We start from the raw sequence: 19,714 nt of genomic DNA on the forward strand, positions 1-19,714 counted from the left end.
GGACAGGTTCCCGCCGGAGGGGTAGACGCCCTGGGAGCGAGGCCGGTATGGCGCTGTAAGCGCCTTTATCGTGTTGGCGGGGTTTGCTGAGGCAAACCCAATATATCCGGTCATTTTGCGGGAAGTATAACAGGATATTGTGGTCTGTGAAGATGGTGAAAACTATCGCTGGGGTTTGGTTGGTCGATAAAAATCAATGCAGATTCACTTGCATTCAGGGGATTGGCGCGTTCCTTTTGCCATCTTTCGACTACTACATATTGTGTTTGTGGTGGTCAATATTTGGACGCATTGAAAGCGGATTTGTGACGCCATGCGCGTCTAATGATATGACGTGTCGCTAAAGTGGAACTATGGAGGGGATCTAGCAGCACGCACGGGCTGTTCAGGCTGTATCGCTTCATATCCAATAAGAGCAATAAGGGACTAACAACAATGAAAGGCCTGAAACTCAAACCGCTGGCCCTGTGCCTGGCTTTAACGCCAGTCAGCGCCTTGGCGGAAATTCAAGCGCTCGACGACAGCCAAATGGGAGATGTCACTGGCCAGGCCGGTGTTTCCATCGAGCTGGAGACCAAGGTAAACATTGACGAATTCCGCTATATCGATGAAGGCACTCTGGCCATCAGTGATATCGAAGTGGGCGGTACGAACCGAACCAACCTGTTTGCTGAAATCGGCACCAACATCACCAGTCAGCCGCCTAGCGAGTTGCTGGACAACATTCGCATCAATATCGATGTGCTTGCCGACGGTGATGCCGTGATCAATATCCTGCCGCAAACCTTTGGGGCCGTCGACTTCAGGGTCAGTACTGGGGAGTGGGCGCTACGGGGTACATCCGATAGCACCACCATCCTCGATAACTTCCATATGGATGCCCTGATCGGTTCCGCCACGCTTCGGGTCGACACGGCAACCGATGTCCTGAACTTCAAGACGGATATCGCTATCGATGACCTGGAGTTCGACGCGCCGTTCATCGCGCTGGGTATCCGCGACCTGCGCCTGACCGGAGACGAGTACGATACTGATGCACCCCAGCCGCTGCGCCTGTTCGCCCATGTCGAGTTCGACATGTACCGTGGCAGTCGCGCAGATGGGCGAGAAGCACTGGCGATCGACCTGCAGGCATTTCGGTCGGATGTCACCATCGGTGGCGTTCTTGTCGGCGGCACCTCAATCGGTTCCGTTGCAATGGATAACCTGGTTGTCAGCGACACGGCGATGCGGATCTACGGCCACTGATCGCACTGCGAACTAAAGCCCCGGGCACACCGGGCAAGCTAAAAAAAGAAAAAGCCATGGCGCATCGCCATGGCTTTTTCTTTGAAGGCTCAAGGTCAGGGCTGCAGGACCCTAGCCCAACAATAGGCTGTCGTCGCTGACTTCCAGTCCGCGCTGCTTTTCGAAAAGCTGGAGCAGGTCCGCGACTTTCAGGCCGTCACGGTCCTTGCCGGCAATATCGAAGACCACCTGACCCTGGTGCAGCATCACCGTGCGACTGCCGACTTCCAGCGCCTGCTTCATGCTATGAGTGACCATCAGGGCCGTCTTCTTCTGGTCTTCGATGATACGGCGGGTCAGGTCCAGGACGAACGCAGCCGTGCGTGGATCCAGCGCTGCCGTGTGCTCATCGAGAAGCAGGATGCTAGAGGGATTGAGGCTGGCCATCAACAGGCTAACTGCTTGACGCTGGCCGCCGGACAGGAGTCCCATCTTGTCGGTCAGCCGATCCTCCAGCCCGAGGTTGAGGCTGGCAAGTCCCTCACGAAAACGCTCGCGGTAACGGGCTTTAACCGCCGTTCCGAGACCCCGGCCCATTCCACGGCGGATGGCGAGCGACATGTTTTCCTCGATCGTCAGATCCTCACAGGTTCCCGCTAGCGGATCCTGGAATACCCGGGCGACCCTTCCCGCACGTTTGTGGGTGGGTAGGCGGGTAACCTCTTCGCCGTCCACCTCAATCCGCCCACTATCGACGATCACTTCACCGGACAGGGCGTTGAGTAAAGTAGATTTGCCCGCACCGTTGCTACCAATCACGGTAACGAACTCGCCCTGGCTTACCGTCAGGCTGAGCCCGCGCAATGCAGGATTCTCCAGCGGCGTACCCTTGCCGAAGGTCAGTTTGAGGTCGGTAGCACTAATCATGCGCGGCTCCGGGAGAGAAAGTTCTTGATGGAGTGCCGGGCGTTGGGCAGCACGATGGCCAGGGTGACTAACACGGCCGTGATCAGGTTGAGGTCCTGGGTCTTCAGACCGATAAAGTCTGCGTTCAGGGCCAGGGCTATGGCGATGCGGTAGAGGATGGCACCGATGACACAGGCCAGCAGGGCGCGTAGTACGTTACGCGGCGCCATTACGGCCTCACCCCCAATCAGGGAAGCCAGGCCCACGACGATGACGCCCACACCCATGGTCACGTCGGCCGCGCCCTGGCTCTGTGCAAACAGTGCGCCTGCCAATGCCACGAGTCCATTGGACAGGGCAATGCCAAGGATGATCATCCAGCCGGTCGCAATGCCTTGAGCGCGAGCCATACGGGGGTTGGCTCCGGTTGCTCGCATTGCCAGCCCAGTTTCGGACTGCATGAAGCGCCAGAGCAGAAATAGCACGACCATGGCCACGATGAAGAACAGCAGGACCGGAACCTCGTGGAACTCCAGACCCAGGTCGTACCAGGGGGTGAGTACCGTGTCCTCGGTCAGCAGAGCGATGTTGGGTTTGTCCATGATGCGCAGGTTGACCGAATAGAGCGCGATCATTGTCAGAATGGAGGCCAGCAGGTTAAGGATGTTGAGTCTTACATTCAGGATGGCGGTCACTGCGCCCGCCGCCATGCCTGCAAGAATCGCCACTCCGGTAGCCAGCCAGGGATTGTAACCGCCAATGATCAGTACCGCGGCCACGGCAGCGCCCAGGGGGAAGCTGCCGTCCACTGTCAGGTCGGGGAAATGGAGCACCCGGAAAGACAGGTAAATCCCAAAGGCAACCAGGCCGTAGATCAGGCCGGTTTCAAAGGCCCCGTAGAGGGCGATTTCGCTCAACATAAACGTCTCTTACGGTGTGTATCAGTTCTCGACGACTTCTTCGGCTTCTTCGATGATTGCCGGCGACAGCTGGATGCCCATGCGCTCAGCCGCAGCGGGATTCACATGCAGGGACAGGGCCTCGACGCCGGTGATCGGGATCTCTCCGGGATTCTCGCCGGACAGGATGCGGCTCACGACCTTGCCGGTCTGACGGCCGACGTCGTAGTAGTCGAATCCGATAGCGGCGACGGCCCCTCGGGAAACCGTGGCCGTGTCAGCAGCGAAGACGGGGATGTCGGCTCTTTCGCCTACGGAGATTACCGCTTCTGCAGCGGAAATGACGGTGTTGTCGGTGGTGAGGTAGATGGCATCTGCTTTACCGACCAGTGAGCGGGCCGCGCCAAGAACTTCGGAGGTCTTGGTAGCTGCAGCCTTGACCAGGGTCAGCCCCCGAGCCTGCAGGCGCTCTTCGAGCTGGTTGACCAGGGCGACTGCATTGGCTTCGCCCGGGTTATAGACGGTGCCAATTCGCTTGGCATCGGGGGTTACACGCAGGACCATATCCAGGTGCTCGTCCAGCGGCAGCATATCTGTGATCCCGGTGATGTTCTTGCCAGGCTTTTCCATATTGGAAACCAGGCGCGCGCCTACTGGGTCGGTGACGGCGGAGAAAACAACGGGAATATTGCGCGCGGCTGCGGCAACGGTCTGGGCAGATGGGGTTGCGATGGCCACGATAACGTCAGGCTGCTCACCGACGAACTTGCGGGCGATCTGGGATGCCGTAGCCGTGTTGGCCTGGGCGCTTTCGTGCATATAGGTTACGTCAGAGCCTTCTTCGTAACCTTCTTCCTTGAGCTGGTCCTTGACGCCTTGGTAAACCGCATCCAGGGCAGGGTGTTCCACGATCTGCGTGACGGCGACGACTTTGGGGTCGGCCTGCACGGCGCAGGCAAGCAGGAACAGAAAAGCCGAAAAAGCGATTTTCAGGGTTGAGCTGGTCATGCGCTTGTACTCCCGGTCTGTTGGGAAAGGTTTCTTATCGTCCGCTGGACATATTTGAGGCCCCGGATCTGGCAGGGCAGTCACGACATTGTTGTACGCAATCTTTGAGCTAGGTCGACCGCGTGGCCGAAAAGCTGCGGATTCTACCACAGAAGTCTGATTTCGCTCCCTAGTGGGAAGCCGCAGCTTTACAGGTAAGCCGGTTAGCCGGGTCAGGAGGACGAGCGAACGTGACGGTAGCGCAACTGGGTCCTGAGATTCTGGACGGCTTTGGACACCGTATAACCAAATGCGGTTATGAACATAAGGGCGAGACCGGTGAGCAGGAGGTCCGGCATCAGGGTTGCGTGGGTATCGAGTTGGAATGCTTTCAGGGCGGCGTTCAGATGCTGGAACAATAAATAGAGCGTAAAACCGAGGCCGGCAATGCAGGAGCCGATCTGGGTAAGGCTAATCATCAATGGTGGGATAGTGGCTTTCTGTCCGCAGTAACTGCACTGATAACGGTCCGCGGCGTCAGGTTCGTCCAGACGCGAGACCGGATCCATCAGGCCTTTGCCGCAACTAACGCAGACGTACATGGTGGGTTTGCGATCGAAACTCATCATCCGCTTCTATTTGTTGTCGATTCGGCTCCTATCGTGCCCTAAACCAGGCGCCGTTTGCATCCCCCTCGGTACATCTGTCCCAAACGGTCCAAGGTATTCCATTTGTGAAGCCAGGGATTTGTGTCTATCGTGATTTAGTTGAATACCTGTCACATTCTGACGGATTGAGGTGTGCTGAAATTGCGTGGACTACACGCTTCGGCGGAACGAGGCAAAGGGCTCAAAAAGTAAGACAGGACGGGTAATCCTCACTGCGGCAACGGTGCCACCGTCCAGCCTTCGCAACAGATGAAACAACAACACCAATAAGCAGGCAAGGAAAGTTCATGGATACCAAGAACAAACTTCCACTCGACATGATCTACCACTGGGAAACCGCCAAGGCGGAAGATATCTACATGACGCAGCCGATGGGCGGCGGCACCGTTGTGGAATACACATGGCGGCGTGCCGCTGGCGAGGCCCGTCGGATGGCGGCTTACCTGAAATCCCTCAACCTGCCGGAAAGGAGCCGCATAGGCATCCTCTCGAAAAACTGTGCCCAGTGGATCATGTCGGATTGGGCGATCTGGATGGCCGGCCATATCTCCGTACCGCTGTATCCCACGCTGAACGCGGATACGGTGCGCTACGTACTCGATCACAGCCGGTGTGAGGTCCTGTTTGTCGGCAAATTGGATGATTGGGACTCCATGAAGTCCGGCGTGCCGGAATCGGTCCACTGCATCTCTTATCCGCTGAGTCCAAAGAATGACTTCAAGACCTGGGATGAGATTGTTGCCAAGTATCCACCGCTGAAAGAGAACGTGGCCCGGGATCCGGACGAGTTGGCTACCATCGTCTACACTTCGGGCAGCACCGGCCGGCCCAAGGGTGTCATGCTGAGTTTTGCCAACCTTGGCTACGCCTCCGTCGGCGGCACTGAAGCGCTGGAGGTTTCCGCCAACGAGCGGATGCTGTCCTACCTGCCGCTGTCTCACGTATTCGAGCGTTTCGTGGTCGAACTGGGCTCGATGTACCGCGGCTTCCAGCTCTATTTTGCCGAGTCCCTGGATACCTTCGTAGAGGATCTCAAGCGGGCCCAGCCCACGCTTTTCCTCGCGGTGCCCCGGATCTGGACCAAGTTCCAGCACGGCGTGTTCGAGAAACTGCCACAGCAAAAGCTGGAGAGGCTACTGCGTATCCCGCTACTTAATCGCGTCATCAAGAAAAAGATCCTGACCAACCTGGGGCTGCAACACGTCAAGTTTGCCGGTAGCGGCTCGGCGCCGCTGTCCCACGATATTCTCGAGTGGTATCGGGGGCTGGGACTTGAATTGCTGGAAGGCTATGGGATGTCCGAGAACTTTGCCTATTCCCATATGACCAAGCCCGGCAGGGCGCGCACCGGCTACGTGGGCGAAGCGCTTCCGGGGGTGGATGTGAAGATCAGCGAGGAGGGCGAAGTGCTGGTCAAGAGCCCGGCTACCATGATGGGGTACTACCTGGACGAGGAGAAGACCCGCGAAACATTCACGGAAGACGGTTATCTCCGTACCGGTGACAAGGGTGAGATCGATGACCTGGGGCGCCTGAAGCTAACCGGCCGTATCAAGGAAATCTTCAAGACCAGCAAGGGTAAGTACGTCGCACCAGCGCCGATCGAGAATCGCCTGATGAGTCACCCCGATATCGAGATGGTCTGTGTATCCGGCGCCAACTATCCTCAGCCCCATTGCCTGGTTATGCTGTCCGAGGACGCCCAGCGAAAGACTGCCGATAGCGCTTTCCGCAAGGAGCTCGAAACCAGTTTCGCTTCGCTGCTCAGCGATGTGAACAATGCAGTGGACCCCCATGAGCAGTTGAAGTTTATCGCTGTGGTCAAGGATGAGTGGACGATCGAGAACGATTTCCTGACCCCGACGATGAAGCTCAAACGCAACATGGTCGAGGACGCGTACAAGGCGAACACCGATAGCTGGTATGCCCAGAAGCAGCCGGTGATCTGGCAGTAACTTTGACGAGCTCCGGTGGGTTGCAGCCTGCGGGAGTATGGGCCATCGATCGTTAGCAAAAGGCCTCCCCGGAGGCCTTCCTTGCATTTAAGGACAATGGAATTCCCTGGCCAGCCTTTGGTCGAATTGGGTGAGGTTCTCATGCAGCTTAGACTGACTGTAAAGGAGGACGATCCCTATGGCCCAGCTTGCCCGGTTGAAAGAGCGCATCAACGAAGAAATCCCCCTGACCCGCGCCCTGGGCGTAACCTTCTCCGACTATACCGGCGACAGTATCATCGCCCGCGCGCCCCTTGCATCGAACCACAATCACCAGGGAACCGGCTTTGGTGGCAGCCTCTACGCCGTTGCCGTGACGGCTGCGTGGTCGCTGCTTGAGCTCTGGCTTGAGGCGCGTGGACTCATGGGGCGGGTAATCATTCAATCGGGCACCATGGATTATGGTCTGCCGGTCAGCAACAACTTCCACGCCCGCTGTACCTTGCCCTCGGAAGAGGATATGCAGCGTTTTGCGCGAAGCGTCGAGCGCAGGGGCAAGGGACGTGTCTGTCTGGAGTCGACGGTATTCGTAGATGAGGGTGGTTCGGCCTTTCCCGCCGCCACTTTCAGCGGCCGCTTCGTCGTGATCAAGGGCGAAGACGGCCCTGACACCTGAGCGCGATAGTGAAACCAGGCTTTTGTGGATGGCCGGCTCAGTGGAACTCCCTGGACTGGGCGATCGACCGGCTCATCACAATGACCGGTACAATACCCGCAACGACGATTACCAAGGCCGGTAGGCCGCTCTGGCGCAACATCTCATCGGACGCGAACTGGTAGACGTAAGTCGCCAGGGTTTCGAAATTGAAGGGCCGCAGGATGAGCGTGGCCGGCAATTCCTTCATGCAATCCACGAACACCACCAATGCTGCGGTAAGTAGCGTCCCGCGGAGCATTGGCAAATGGACCCGCACGAGTGTCTTCCCTGCGGGCACACCCATGGAGCGCGAAGCCATGTCCATGCTGGGGGTGATCTTCTGCAGGGCACTTTCCAGGCTGCCCGCCGATACAGCCAGGAATCGCACGGTGTAGGCAAACACGATAGCGAAGGCCGTTCCGCTCAACAGCAACCCCGAATTCCAGCCAAACCAGCGCTCCATGCGTAAATCAAGCCAGTTGTCGAAGGCGGCAAAGGGAACGATGACGCCGACGGCGAGGACGGCGCCGGGCATGGCGTAACCCAGGCTGGACAAGCGCATCAGGACCCGCATGCCGCGGGTATCGTGGAGGCGTCGGCTGTAGGCCAACAGCAAGCCGATAGCGAGTGTCATCACTGCCGCCGCGCCCGAAAGGAAAAGGCTGTTCAACGCATTTTCAACGAAGGTCGCGGTCCAGCTCTCCGCGAAGTACTCGATGGCGTAGTACCCCAAGACTAATGCCGGGATCACGAAGCCGAGTACCAGGGGAATGGCGCAGACAGCAATGCACAGTACTTGCCGCGGCCGGGAGATCCGGAAACGGTGCAGGGGATGACGCAGGTCCCTCGCAGCATACTGCTGTTGGCGTCTCCTCGAGTAACGTTCGAGCGTGACCAGGATCAGCACGAAGCTGAGCATTACCGTAGCGATTTGGGCCGCGCCCCCGAGGTTGCCAAGGTTCATCCAGGTATCGAACAGACCTGCCGTCAGCGTATTGACTGCGAAGAAATCGACGGTGCCAAAATCGTTGAGGGTTTCCATCAGTACCAATGAAAGCCCCACCGCAATGGCAGGCCGGGCGATCGGCAAGACTACCCTGAAAAAGGTGCCGAAAGCTGACTGTCCCAGACTGCGGCTGACGGCAAACAGGGACGGGGATTGCTCCAGGAACGCGGCGCGGGCCAGGAGGTAGATGTAGGGATAGAGCACCAGGCCGATCATCAGGGTAGCGCCGGTCACGCTGCGGATAGACGGAAACCAGTAGTCGGCGGCGTTTCGCCAGCCAAAGAGGTCTCGCAGGAATACCTGCACCGGGCCGGCGTAATCCAACAGGTCGGTGTAAACATAGGCGATAACATAGGCCGGTACCGCGAAAGGTAATAGCAAGGCCCATTCGAAGAAGCGCCGGCCCGGAAATTGGCACATGGTGACCAGCCAGGCCGTGGCAATGCCGATCACCAAGGTGATCATCGATACGCCAAGCATGAGCTTGAAGGTGTTCGACAGGTAGATCGGCAGGGTTGTGTCGATCAGGTGGGGCCAGACATTCTCTTCCGGAAAGAGGGCCAGGTAGAGGACCGCAAACACGGGGAGTGCAACCAGCGCGGTTGTAAACGCGGCCGAAAGGACCCAGCGTTTGGACGTGCCGGAACGCATCTTTGTCTGGTGGAGCTCACTCTGTGCCCCGATAAGTAGGCCGTTTGCCGCCTGGTTCATAAGAATGTGTTGCCTTGCCCGAAAGGCGCGGAGTCTACCAGACCTTCCGGGTTCGGCAATCCAGCGCGCGGATCAGTTATCGTAATTGACCCGGTCGACCATCTTGACGGCGGCTTCCCGGTTTTCTGCGATCGTCTGCAGGGACAGCTCGTCCGCATTCAGGTCACCCCAACTCGCAACCAGCTCCGACGGCTGCACCGCAGGATTGACCGGATATTCGAAGTTGACCTTGGCGTAGATACGCTGGGCTTCCGGCGTGGTCAGGAATTCCATGAACTTGATGGCGTTGTCGCGGTTGGGCGCGCTGTTGGTGAGGGCCATGCCGCTAATATTGACGTGGGCGCCGCGGCCATCGGCGTTCGGGAAAACAACGTTGACGGCTTCGGCCGCCGGCCGCTGGTTCTCGTCCTGCAGCATGTTGCCGTAGTAGTAGCTATTGCCGATAGCCAGGTCGCAGACCCCCTCCGCTACGGCCTTGATCTGGTCACGATCGCCGCCCTGGGGCTTGCGTGCCAGGTTGTCCTTGACCCCTTGCAGCCACTCTTCGGTCTCCGCCTCACCGTGGTGGGCGATCATCGACGAAATAAGCGCTATGTTGTACGGGTGCTTACCGCTTCGGGTGCAGATGCGGCCTTCCCATTTGTCGTCCGCCAGTTGCTCGTAGGTCGTGATTTCACCCCGTTCGACCCGCTCTTTGGAGGCAAAGATCAGACGGGCACGGGTGGTAAGGCCGTACCATTTGCCTTCGGGATGACGGTACTGTTCGGGAATATCCTCTGACAGAACATCGGTTTCCAGGGGCGCGGTGAGGCCGCGCTCGACCAGTTCATTCAGTCGCGAGATATCGACGGTCATGACGACATCTGCTGGGCTGTTACGGCCCTCGCGTTCAAGCCTCTCGGCCAGTCCTGATTTCGCAAAGACGACGTTGGTTTCGATTCCGGTTTTCGTTGTGAATGCTTCGAGTAGCGGCTCGAGCAGATAGGGCTGACGGTAGGAATAGATGTTGACTTCATCCGCTGCGCTGGCGCTCATTGGGGCGGAAAGGAGGAGTGTGGTCAAACCAACGGTCATCGTGTGCTTTAGCATCGATCGGGTGCTCCTAGTAAAGCTATGAGAGATTATTCTGATTATTCACTGTCAACGGCTTCACCGGGAATGCGATGCGTGCCGATTAACTGTGATTGCTGTTATAAAACGAACGTATTCTCATTATTATAGTTGAATAAATCAAATACCTCGTTGCAAATAATCACAGGCGAACCTGTTGCGTTTAGTGCTATGCTCACCAGCAAACAAGGAATTGGCGAGCCTGCTCCGGGCCGCCAAGTGTTGTCTGTTGTCAATGCTGTAGTTGAGCCCAACAATGTCAATTGATCGACGAGCCCATATCCGTACTGCGTTGAATGCGCAGGTCAGTGTTACCCACCCCTCGCTCGGGCGGCGAATCTACAATACCCGTGACATCTCGGACGGTGGCATTTTCGTCGTTGCCGAAGAGGATGAATTGCCCGCGATCGGCGACCGTGTCGAAGTCCAGGTCCAGGGTTTGCCGGTACCGGCTCCCGTTCTGGAAATGGAAGTGGTACGAATGACGGTTGACGGGTTCGGGCTCCAGTTCATCAATCTCTGAAACCTTTCCGTATCGGATACATTCGATTTCAGGACGCCTGCAATCTTCAAGGCTCATCGACCTGAGCTTCGAGCTGTGAAAAGCTCGTCATAACGGTGTATCCGGATATGGCATAGTTGCACACTGCCATATCCGCCGCATGGACGAACGATGAAACGGAATTGCCTGCCGCTGACTACAGTCTCCCTGTTGATAAGCGCATTTCTCGGGGGCTGTGCCTCTTACCAGAACCACTATGGTGTTTTCAGTGCCGCTAACTCCGCAGGGGAGGCGCGTCAGTTCCGCGTGACCTGGACGACAGCCGACTACCCCGATTGGTGGCTAGCCTCGGACCAGGCCACGCCGATCCGTCTGGAAACCCAGTGCAGTACACGAACCTGGGTTTTAAAGGACGCCTCACACCGGACACCCCATGCCGACGCCTGTGGAGAGGGGATCGTTGCTTGCGGCGATCCGGAACAGGACCTGGAGGCTGCCAGCGGAGAGCCTGCCGGTGCCGGCGTTCAGTGTATGCGCATCGCCAATGCCGATCGGGTGCTGGAACTCGATCGCCAGGTGCGGCTCCTTGTGGCCTGCAAGCCGAATGATACCGAGGTATTGGTCGGGGGAGAGGCCGTTAACCGCGATTATCTCCGGACCTCAGTGGTGCCCTACAGCATCAGCGTCCGACGTGCACCACGAGACAGTCTTTCCTCCCGCCCGCCGGAATTCGACAATGGCATCTGCGCCAAGGACTAGAGCCTGCGCATGGATTGTGACGGACGTCACGCCTTCAGTGATAAGCCATTCTCGATGCTACGTTTTGTTGCACGCGGATATGGTCTGTAACGAACTGTTATGTCTCGGTTGCAGGCGAGTACAAAATCGTAATTGTGTCTTGGATTGGGATGATCAGAATGGAAGCGTCGATCAATTTGCTGGGCTCGAGGTACGTCGTGGGTGTCCGCCAGAGAAAGGTAGCGGTTCATGATTTGACGGTTGGCGCGTTCGTGTCCGATCTGGATCGTCCGTGGCACCAGACCCCGTTCCCAATCCAGGGCTTCTATGTCCGCAGCCAAGACGATATCCGCTCGCTCACGTCATTCTGCAAGTGGGTGATGGTGGATGTGGCGGAAACCCGTGATACCTCGGAGTTTGAAACGTCCGGTGCGCCCATCTTTGCCCGCCGTAGCGCCAAACGCATCGATCAGGATATCGTGCAGTTACCGCCCATACAGGTGCGTAATCGCCAAGATTATCCGATCGCCTCGACGCTCAAGAAAGAGGCCCGCCAGAGCACTCGCCTGCTAAAGGACGTGGATAAGGCTCTCAAGCTGGTTGAGCGTGAGGTCCGGGGCGGGGCGCAGCCCGATTTCCGTGTTCTGTCGCGAGTCGCCAGAGGGATGGCCGGCAGTGTGGTCCGGAATCCGGATGCCATGCTTTGGGTTGCCCGGCTACGCCAGCACGATGATCACAGTTATCGGCATTCGCTGAATGCTGCTGTCTGGGCATTGGTTTGCGGCCGCCATATGGGGTTGGAGGTCGATGCCCTGAACAACCTGGCCCTCGGCGCATTACTTTGCCACATCGGCAAGCTCGACCTTCCTGTGCAACTAGTACGTAAGGACACGATGCTCGATGTCGACGACTATGCCGAGTTTCGAACCTATGTCGAGAAGGGGGTTCAGCGTCTGCAGCAGGCAGGTATGCCCCGTGCGGTCATCAATGTCGTCCAGTATCACCGTGAACGGCACAATGGTTCAGGTTTCCCCGGGCGAGTGCGGGGTGATCGCATCCCGTTGCTGGCGAAAATAGCCGGGCTGGTGGATTACTACGAAACCCTGGTCGAGCCGCGGGGCGAACATACACCCATGACCCCCGCCCAGGCAGTGGCTCATCTGTTCGAACTTCGCAATATCGAGTTCCAGGAAGACCTCGTCGAGCACTTCATCCAATCCATTGGCATCTATCCCACCGGCACGCTCGTCCAGCTCAGCAATGGCCAGCGAGGCGCCGTGATATCCAATTCCCGGGGACGTCGTCTCTGGCCCCAGGTCATGGTCATGACTGATATGGAGCAGAAGCCATTAAAGGCAGCCCGCATCGTAAACCTGTCAGAATTCAACGAAGGGCGCGAGCCGGAGCAGGTCTTGTCGGTCAGCCATTGCTTGCCGTTTGGAGCCGAGGGCTTGGATCCGCGTCACTTCGAGGTCACGGGTGCCAACTCGCGCTGGAGTCTTCGCCACCTGATGGGGTAGCTACGACACCATGCGGGTGGCCACCACTTCCTCTTCGTTTTCCGCGTTACACGCCGGAACCGCTGCCCGATATCTATTCGATCACTACCCGCAAAGGCTTGCGTAACCAGCGGTAGTCGTCCGCGGGGCGGAAGTTGATGATCAGGTTACTTTCTTCCCCGGCCTCCCCAGCAACGAAATACTCCACCGAGTGCGTCTGTGCGTTATAGCTGTGGACCACCACCGCTGAAGGGTTGGTGCTTTTTGCTTCGATCTTTAGCAGATCTGGCTTTCCACCGACTTTTTTCAGGATGACGTCCTTGATGCGGGTGTCCGTCGCCGGTAGGTTTGCGGTTACGCTGCTCAGGTAATAGTCGTTGGCCCGATCCGTGGTGATACGATCGAGTTCGCGCAGCAGGTATTCCTCAACGTCGTCGAGATCAATATCGTTGACCTCCCGGATGGCGTTGAGTATGCGCTCCCGTTCGTTCTCCAGGTCGATCTTGTACTCGATGTCGGGGTCCCGTACTTCGTCCTCGGCCAGTTCCGGCGCTGCATCGATTTCTGCCTGGGTTGGCGGGTCCTCGCACAGTTCGTCACCTTCCGGTTGGAAACAGATGTCGCGCAGTAACTGGTTGACAGGAGAGTACTGATCGTCACTGTCATCGTCTGCCTCACCAATATCCGCCACGGCGAATGTGCTGACAGGTTGGGCAAAGTCGATCGGGGTGGCCAGCGCTTTGAGTTGCTCGTTCAGTTGACTTACCACGCGGTCGGTAATGACGACGTTGTCGTCATCGGCAATGGACTGGTTGTCGTCGAGTGCCAGCAGGAAGCGGGTGATATTGACCAGGGTCGGGTTATCGATGACCTGTCGCTCGACTGGTCTGTGACTGAGGAGGCCTTGGTCGTCGGGGATGGCATTGCGCAGAGCCTCACGGGTCTCTGCGAGAAATTGCAACGGCGTGATGATGTCGTCTGCCGGTACGTCCGAGGCAATCGGCAGATCTCCGACTGAAAAGCTGACGGTTTCACCAGGATAGTACTTGAAATGACCGTTGGCATCCGTTTCCCCGGTCTGGCTTTGCGTCTGGTAGGCGAGACCCTCGACGCCCGACAGGGTAAGCTGGCCGGTCGAAGTATCGTCGCCACCGCCGCTATCGCCACCGCAGCCTTGCAATAGGGCCAGGGAGGAGATCAACACAAGGGGCTTGAGTCGCATAGTCTTGTCGTTCTTTCCATGGTTCGCCGCGGTCAGGGCTTGCCGCAGTCTTTCGTTGTTTGGCTCTGATTATAGGGACGGGAGCAGAGCCCGTGTTGGACGCCTGTCGCAGTTTGCCAAAGTCATGGGCCGACCGTGATCCGAATGACCTTCGGGACGTAAAGGGTTGAATTTGGCGGGTCCGCCACTATAGAAGGGACACCTGATAATGCGGATCACGCCGAATTGCCAGACTCGTTCTGCTCTCTCAATATTTTCATGGATACAGGCCATCGCCGATGACGGATGCACTCAGGATCGAGAACCTGCGCAAGGTTTACGATTCCGGTTTTGAAGCACTCAAGGGTATCGATCTCACCGTAAAGGAAGGGGACTTCTTCGCCTTGCTGGGGCCCAACGGCGCCGGCAAGTCCACCACGCTGGGTATTGTTTGCTCCCTGGTGAACAAGACGGGAGGCAAGGTATCGGTGTTCGGTAATGACATCGATACGCATCTGTCGGCGGCCAAGATGAACCTCGGTGTCGTGCCCCAGGAAATGAACTTCAACCAGTTCGAAAAGGTGTTCGATATCGTCGTTACACAGGCAGGTTACTACGGCATCCCCCCGCGCCAGGCAAAGGCGTCCGCCGAGCGTTACCTGCGCAAGCTGGGGCTTTGGGACAAGCGCGAATCGCCGGCCCGCATGCTCTCCGGCGGTATGAAACGCCGCCTGATGATCGCCCGGGCCCTGGTTCACGAACCGCGCCTGCTGATCCTGGATGAACCCACTGCCGGCGTGGACATCGAACTGCGTCGATCCATGTGGGAATTCCTGGAAGAGATGAACCGACAGGGCACGACCATCATCCTCACCACACACTACCTGGAGGAGGCTGAAGCCCTGTGTCGGAATATTGCCATTATCGATCATGGCCGGATCGTCCAGAGCACCAGCAAGCGGGATCTACTCAAGCAGCTCAGCCTGGAGACCTTCTTGCTGGATACCGCCGAGCCGTTGGACGAGGTGCCGCTGTTGCCTGATTTTGAAACCCGACTCAATGGTGATGGTCAGCTCGAGGTGGATGTTCGCCAGGGGCAGGACCTGAACGGTGTTTTCAGTCAGCTAGATCTGAAGGGGGTGCGTGTCGTAAGTATGCGCACCAAGGCCAACAGGCTGGAAGAGCTGTTCCTCAGAATGGTTCAGGAAAATAACGAGGACGCTGAAGAAGGAGGTCTGTCATGAGTCCCCAGGCCAAGCTGACGGCGTTCATGACCATCGTGGTACGGGAAATCCGGCGCTTCACGCGGATCTGGCCGCAGACGCTGTTGCCGCCGGCGGTGACGATGACGCTTTACTTTATAATTTTTGGCAATCTGATCGGCTCTCGGATCGGGCAGATGGAAGGCTACGACTATATGTCCTTCATCGTGCCGGGGCTGATCATGATGTCGGTAATCACCAGTTCCTACGCGAACGTGGTGTCGTCGTTCTTCAGCATGAAGTTCCAGCGCAGCATCGAGGAGCTGCTGGTTTCGCCGGTACCCAACTATGTCATCCTGGCCGGCTATGTTGCGGGCGGCATGGTTCGCGGGTTGGGGGTTGGTCTGATCGTGACCTTGCTATCCCTTGGCTTCACCGATTTGTCGCTGCACCATCCGCTGGTGACCGTGTTGACCGTCGCGCTGACATCGATGCTGTTTTCCCTCGGTGGTTTCATCAACGCCATGCTGGCCACGAAATTCGACGACATCTCCATCGTCCCAACCTTTGTGCTCACGCCGCTGACGTATCTCGGCGGGGTATTCTATTCGATACAGTTATTGCCGGATTTCTGGCAGGGCGTATCGATGATCAACCCGATCCTGTACATGGTAAATGCGTTCCGCTATGGGATATTGGGTTTCTCTGACGTTCACGTGGGCATATCGCTGACCATGATCATGGTCTTCATTACCCTGCTGATCGTTCTTTCCCTGCGAATGCTGGCCCGAGGCAAGGGCATTCGCCACTGACGGCACTGGCCGCTGACAGGACACGTTTATGGCATTGCACGACGCCCCACTGGGCAAGAGTAGCGAATACCCCGAACGCTACGCACCGGAACTGCTCTTCCCGGTACCGCGCCAGGACAACCGCCGGCGCATCGGTCTGGATGATGGCCGTTGGCCGTGGTTTGGTGCCGATCTCTGGCAGGCCTGGGAGTTGTCCTGGCTGCGGCCCAACGGCGTACCGGCGGTGGCCTGGGGTGTGATTCGTGTGCCGGCCGCGTCGCCGTCTATCGTTGAGTCCAAGTCGCTCAAGCTGTATCTGAACTCGTTCAACCAAGAAGTATTTTCCGATGCGGACCAGGTCCGCGAGCGCATCGAACACGACCTTTCGAGCGCGTCTGGATCAGTCGTTTCTGTGGAGCTTTATTCGGTCGATGAGCCGGCGACTATCGTTTCGCGCCCCGATGACTTCGAGCTCATCGACGACGAGCCTATAGAGGTGGAAAGCTATACGCCGTGTCCTGATCGTCTGCACACGGGCGAGGAGCAGGTGAGCGAAGCCCTGTGTTCTCATCTGCTCAAGAGTAACTGCCCGGTGACCGGTCAGCCGGATTGGGGCAGTCTATTGATCCGCTACACCGGCAAGAAAATTGATCGCGCAGCGTTGCTGCATTATGTGGTGGGGTTCCGGCAGAAACAGGATTTTCACGAACACTGCGTGGAAACGGTATTCACTGACCTGATGACTTATTGTCAGCCGGAGTCGTTAACCGTTAGCGCCCACTATACCCGCCGTGGTGGGTTGGACATCAATCCCTGGCGCAGCACCGATCTCCATGAACCGCCGATGCCGCGTCTGTTGAGGCAATGAAGCAGACGACGGGGCGAGCCTAGTCGTCGTCCTGGCGCAGCCGGTCGGCCGCCTCTTCCAGCGCCTGGAGGATGTCCGAACGTTCGTTGCCACGGATCTTGTCCGAATCCAGGTACATGGCAAAACCGGCGTGTTCGTGCTCCAGGAAGCTGCGTTCGGTACCCAGGTCGCGGCGGAAGTCGACCACTTCATAGATGGGTACCGGACGCCCGAATCCTTTCACCGTAATCTCACCCTTATCCCGGCACATGATCTTGTCCTTGATCAGCGAGAAGGTTTCGTAGGAAATCAGGATCTCGCCGGGGTCGGCCAGCGATTCCAGGCGGCTGGCCAAGTTCACTTCCTTGCCGATGATGGTGTAATCCATCCGGTTCTCTGCCCCGAAATTGCCGACGGTCGTGTAGCCGGCACTGATGCCCATGCGGATTTCCAGCGGCGTCTTGATACCCTGGCTGCGCCATTTCTGGCGCATGATCTTCATGTGCTTGCGCATGTCGATCGCCATCGACACGCAAGCCAGCGCATCTTCCCGTGGGCCGCGGCTGGTGGGGTCGCCGAAGAAGATCATGATCGAGTCGCCAACGAACTTATCGATGGTACCGCCGTACTTGAGGGCAACCTGGGACATTTCGTTGAAGTAGTGATTGAGCAGCTCGGTCAGGGCCTCGGGTTCCATTTCCTCGGACAGTTGGGTAAACCCCTTGATATCCGAGAAAAAGATAGAAAGTTTCTTCCGCTGGGTCTCGAGCCGCACATCCCGTTCGCCGGTAAAGATCGACTGCCATACCTGCGGAGACAAGTACTTGGACAGTTTGTGGGAAAGGGCGATGGACTGTTCGCGCTGGTATTGGATCTGGGACTTTGCGGTCATCAGCGCACGGGCCTGCTGGTGGGCATAGAGCGCCGTGATACAGATGTAAAGCCCCGTCGACAATAGCGCGACCACGCTCAGCGGCAAGGGGGCCTGGAGTGAAGGTGCTATGCCATTGAGGGCAACGCCGACAGAGGCACCGATCGTCAGCCAGAGAATGCCGAACAGCCATTGCCGCATGCCGCCAACCAGCATGCAACTGAACATCAACATCATCATTACCGAGAGCGAAGGCATGGCGATAAGGCCGATCGTACCTACGAAGGCGCCACCAATCGCGCAATCGAGCAGCAGCATCTTGTGACGGATGCGTGCGGAATGCCTGAAAAAGGTTCGGCGGGTTAGGACATGGACTGTGTGAGGCCAGAGCAGCGCCCCGGGGATCAGCCAGATCAGCCACTCAGCAAAGGTATGGGTTTTGAGCCCGGTGAAGATGATCGCTGCCGCGCCGACATAGGCCAGCACGCGCCCGTTGTAATCGGGCATCGGCGGAATGACGACCGGTTTACTCTGGGAGTCCAGCGAGAGTGTTTTGCCACTGACCAGTGGTGCGTTCATCATTCTAAAACCGGATTCGCCCCGTCAGCATGTCCTTAAGCATGACCCAGTCGCCCATGAGGCTGTACAGCGGGTATTTGAACGTAGCTGGACGGTTCTTCTCGAACAGGAAATGCCCCAGCCAGGCAAAACCGTAGCCCACCACGGGCAGCAGGAGTAGGAAAGCCCATTGTGTGGTGACGATAGCGTAGAGCAGTATCGCTATGACCAGTATGCTGCCTGCGTAGTGCAGGCGACGGCAGGTCGGGTTGCTATGCTCCTTCAGGTAATACGGATAAAAGTCGGCAAAGCTGTTGAATTCACGGGTGTCTTGGGTCATGACTTTCCGCCGGCAACTTGTTGTTATAGTGTGCAGGGCATCGACTAACCTAAACCCGTACCGTCTGCTCGGGCCATACCCTGGATAAGGGTTTGTTACCCAGATGGTTTGGAAAAGGGTACATAGGCACGGATTGCTTCTCCGAGTAATTGCACATGCGCTCAGCCCTGAATGTGGCATAGGCAATTATACGGATACCCGTCAAGGTTAGCAGTAATACCGAACTGGCTCAATTGTAGCGCGATCTGCGGCGATCAGCCTGTATATCGTCATAACAACACCGGGATACGACATGAGTGAGATTATTAAATCGATTCTTAACCGCTCGTCCGAGCCCAAGCTCGCTGAACCGGCCCCGGACGCCGCGGTACTTGAGGAGGCTTTTGCCTGTGCGGCGAGGGCCCCCGATCATGCGTTACTTCGTCCATGGCGATACCTGGTAATCGAAGGTGAGGGGCTAGACGCGTTGGGCAGAGTGTTTGAACGTGCTGCGGATTCGTCCGATCCGTTGGCGCCCAAGGCGGAAAAGCTGCGGAAGATGCCCCATCGGGCGCCGATGATTATCATCGGAATTGCTCGCCATCAGGATCACCCGAAAGTGCCGGCCATCGAAGAAACGCTATCCACAGGGTGTGGAATGGCCTTCCTGATGCTGGCGCTTGAAGCCCGTGGTTTCTCAGCAATGTGGCGAACCGGGCCGGTCGCCTATCACCCGGCAGTCAGGGAAGGGCTTGGGCTGGAAGACAACGAATCGATCACCGGCTTCCTTTATGTGGGCACACCCACCGTCAATAAACCGACCATCAGTCCGGCGGAGCCGAAGGATTTCGTGGCACATTGGCCGTCCGCCTGAGCCGCTTTGCCCCTGCAACGCGGCAGGGGAAAGCCCTTGCCGCTTTTACCGCTTTCCATCCATCTCCATCCCGCCCGCCATACGCTTCCGTCCGCTCCAGCCCTTTAATCAGCGGGTTTTTTTCAACCTGGCATCACTGTTGCTTTAGCTCTCGCAAGTAGACGATT

19 protein-coding genes are annotated in these 19,714 nt (G+C 57.6%); 10 read left to right on the forward strand and 9 right to left on the reverse strand.

The annotated features are described in order from the left end of the window. The first annotated feature begins 435 nt into the window (after nt 1-435). A complete protein-coding gene (locus RE428_RS10605; protein WP_004581981.1) occupies nt 436-1,248 on the forward strand; it encodes a DUF6160 family protein in 813 nt (270 codons plus the stop codon). Nucleotides 1,249-1,359: 111 nt separating this feature from the next. On the opposite strand, the gene RE428_RS10610 is transcribed toward RE428_RS10605, so the two are convergent. The 4 genes from RE428_RS10610 to RE428_RS10625 all read right to left on the reverse strand — a co-directional run bounded on the left by RE428_RS10610 (nt 1,360) and on the right by RE428_RS10625 (nt 4,645). Next, the gene (locus RE428_RS10610; RefSeq protein ID WP_004581982.1) at nt 1,360-2,154 is read right to left on the reverse strand and encodes an ABC transporter ATP-binding protein; all 795 of its coding nucleotides are present in this window, start codon (nt 2,152-2,154) and stop codon (nt 1,360-1,362) included. After that, nucleotides 2,151-3,053, reverse strand: a complete 903-nt coding sequence (locus RE428_RS10615) for an ABC transporter permease (protein WP_004581983.1) — start codon at nt 3,051-3,053, stop codon at nt 2,151-2,153. The genes RE428_RS10610 and RE428_RS10615 overlap by 4 nt, the downstream gene beginning before the upstream one ends. A 21-nt stretch (nt 3,054-3,074) precedes the next feature. Next, nucleotides 3,075-4,040 carry an ABC transporter substrate-binding protein gene (locus tag RE428_RS10620; RefSeq protein ID WP_004581984.1) on the reverse strand — a complete coding sequence of 322 codons (966 nt, stop codon included), beginning with the start codon at nt 4,038-4,040 and terminating at the stop codon, nt 3,075-3,077. Nucleotides 4,041-4,252: 212 nt separating this feature from the next. Further along, on the reverse strand, nt 4,253-4,645 hold the full coding sequence (locus RE428_RS10625; protein ID WP_004581985.1) for a hypothetical protein: 393 nt from the start codon (nt 4,643-4,645) through the stop codon (nt 4,253-4,255). Between the two features lie 329 nt (nt 4,646-4,974). Here RE428_RS10625 and RE428_RS10630 point away from each other — a divergent pair, with 329 nt between their 5' ends. Next, a complete protein-coding gene (locus tag RE428_RS10630) occupies nt 4,975-6,642 on the forward strand; it encodes an AMP-binding protein (protein WP_004581986.1) in 1,668 nt (555 codons plus the stop codon). A 178-nt stretch (nt 6,643-6,820) separates the two neighbouring features. Beyond that, nucleotides 6,821-7,297, forward strand: a complete 477-nt coding sequence (locus RE428_RS10635; RefSeq protein ID WP_004581987.1) for a YiiD C-terminal domain-containing protein — start codon at nt 6,821-6,823, stop codon at nt 7,295-7,297. Nucleotides 7,298-7,334: 37 nt separating this feature from the next. Here the strand turns inward: RE428_RS10635 and RE428_RS10640 are convergent, their stop codons facing one another. Continuing rightward, a complete protein-coding gene (locus RE428_RS10640; protein WP_004581988.1) occupies nt 7,335-9,035 on the reverse strand; it encodes an ABC transporter permease in 1,701 nt (566 codons plus the stop codon). Between the two features lie 72 nt (nt 9,036-9,107). Continuing rightward, nucleotides 9,108-10,124, reverse strand: coding sequence for a Fe(3+) ABC transporter substrate-binding protein (locus RE428_RS10645; protein ID WP_004581989.1), 1,017 nt, complete (start codon nt 10,122-10,124; stop codon nt 9,108-9,110). Nucleotides 10,125-10,401: 277 nt separating this feature from the next. Between RE428_RS10645 and RE428_RS10650 the strand changes: the two genes are divergently transcribed. The 3 genes from RE428_RS10650 (at nt 10,402) to RE428_RS10660 (ending at nt 12,905) form a co-directional block, all read left to right on the forward strand. Then, complete coding sequence (locus tag RE428_RS10650; RefSeq protein WP_004581990.1) at nt 10,402-10,668, forward strand: PilZ domain-containing protein; 267 nt, start codon at nt 10,402-10,404, stop codon at nt 10,666-10,668. 150 nt (nt 10,669-10,818) lie between these two features. After that, nucleotides 10,819-11,406: a hypothetical protein gene (locus tag RE428_RS10655; protein ID WP_004581991.1), complete on the forward strand. Its 588-nt coding sequence runs from the start codon at nt 10,819-10,821 to the stop codon at nt 11,404-11,406. 158 nt (nt 11,407-11,564) lie between these two features. Further along, the gene (locus RE428_RS10660; protein WP_004581992.1) at nt 11,565-12,905 is read left to right on the forward strand and encodes an HD-GYP domain-containing protein; all 1,341 of its coding nucleotides are present in this window, start codon (nt 11,565-11,567) and stop codon (nt 12,903-12,905) included. Between the two features lie 73 nt (nt 12,906-12,978). On the opposite strand, the gene RE428_RS10665 is transcribed toward RE428_RS10660, so the two are convergent. Further along, nucleotides 12,979-14,106, reverse strand: coding sequence for a hypothetical protein (locus RE428_RS10665; protein ID WP_004581993.1), 1,128 nt, complete (start codon nt 14,104-14,106; stop codon nt 12,979-12,981). A 278-nt stretch (nt 14,107-14,384) separates the two neighbouring features. On the opposite strand from RE428_RS10665, the gene RE428_RS10670 reads away from it, so the two are divergent. From RE428_RS10670 to queF, 3 genes are read left to right on the forward strand one after another with little or no spacing between them, the layout of a single operon-like run. Beyond that, nucleotides 14,385-15,329 (forward strand): ABC transporter ATP-binding protein, encoded by a 945-nt coding sequence (locus RE428_RS10670; RefSeq protein ID WP_004581994.1) that lies wholly within the window; start codon nt 14,385-14,387, stop codon nt 15,327-15,329. Next, nucleotides 15,326-16,099 (forward strand): ABC transporter permease, encoded by a 774-nt coding sequence (locus tag RE428_RS10675; RefSeq protein WP_004581995.1) that lies wholly within the window; start codon nt 15,326-15,328, stop codon nt 16,097-16,099. Before RE428_RS10670 ends, RE428_RS10675 begins: the two co-directional genes overlap by 4 nt. 28 nt (nt 16,100-16,127) lie before the next feature. Beyond that, entirely contained in the window at nt 16,128-16,946 is an 819-nt protein-coding gene (gene queF, locus RE428_RS10680) for an NADPH-dependent 7-cyano-7-deazaguanine reductase QueF (RefSeq protein WP_004581996.1), read from the forward strand. Between the two features lie 19 nt (nt 16,947-16,965). Here the strand turns inward: queF and RE428_RS10685 are convergent, their stop codons facing one another. Further along, nucleotides 16,966-18,378 carry an adenylate/guanylate cyclase domain-containing protein gene (locus RE428_RS10685; RefSeq protein ID WP_040882654.1) on the reverse strand — a complete coding sequence of 471 codons (1,413 nt, stop codon included), beginning with the start codon at nt 18,376-18,378 and terminating at the stop codon, nt 16,966-16,968. Nucleotide 18,379: 1 nt separating this feature from the next. After that, the gene (locus RE428_RS10690) at nt 18,380-18,694 is read right to left on the reverse strand and encodes an Mpo1-like protein (RefSeq protein ID WP_004581998.1); all 315 of its coding nucleotides are present in this window, start codon (nt 18,692-18,694) and stop codon (nt 18,380-18,382) included. 292 nt (nt 18,695-18,986) lie between these two features. Here RE428_RS10690 and RE428_RS10695 point away from each other — a divergent pair, with 292 nt between their 5' ends. Continuing rightward, entirely contained in the window at nt 18,987-19,547 is a 561-nt protein-coding gene (locus tag RE428_RS10695; protein ID WP_004581999.1) for a nitroreductase family protein, read from the forward strand. The last annotated feature ends 167 nt before the right edge of the window (nt 19,548-19,714 follow it).

It is taken from the genome of Marinobacter nanhaiticus D15-8W, assembly GCF_036511935.1.
In the GTDB taxonomy this organism is placed as follows: domain Bacteria; phylum Pseudomonadota; class Gammaproteobacteria; order Pseudomonadales; family Oleiphilaceae; genus Marinobacter_A; species Marinobacter_A nanhaiticus.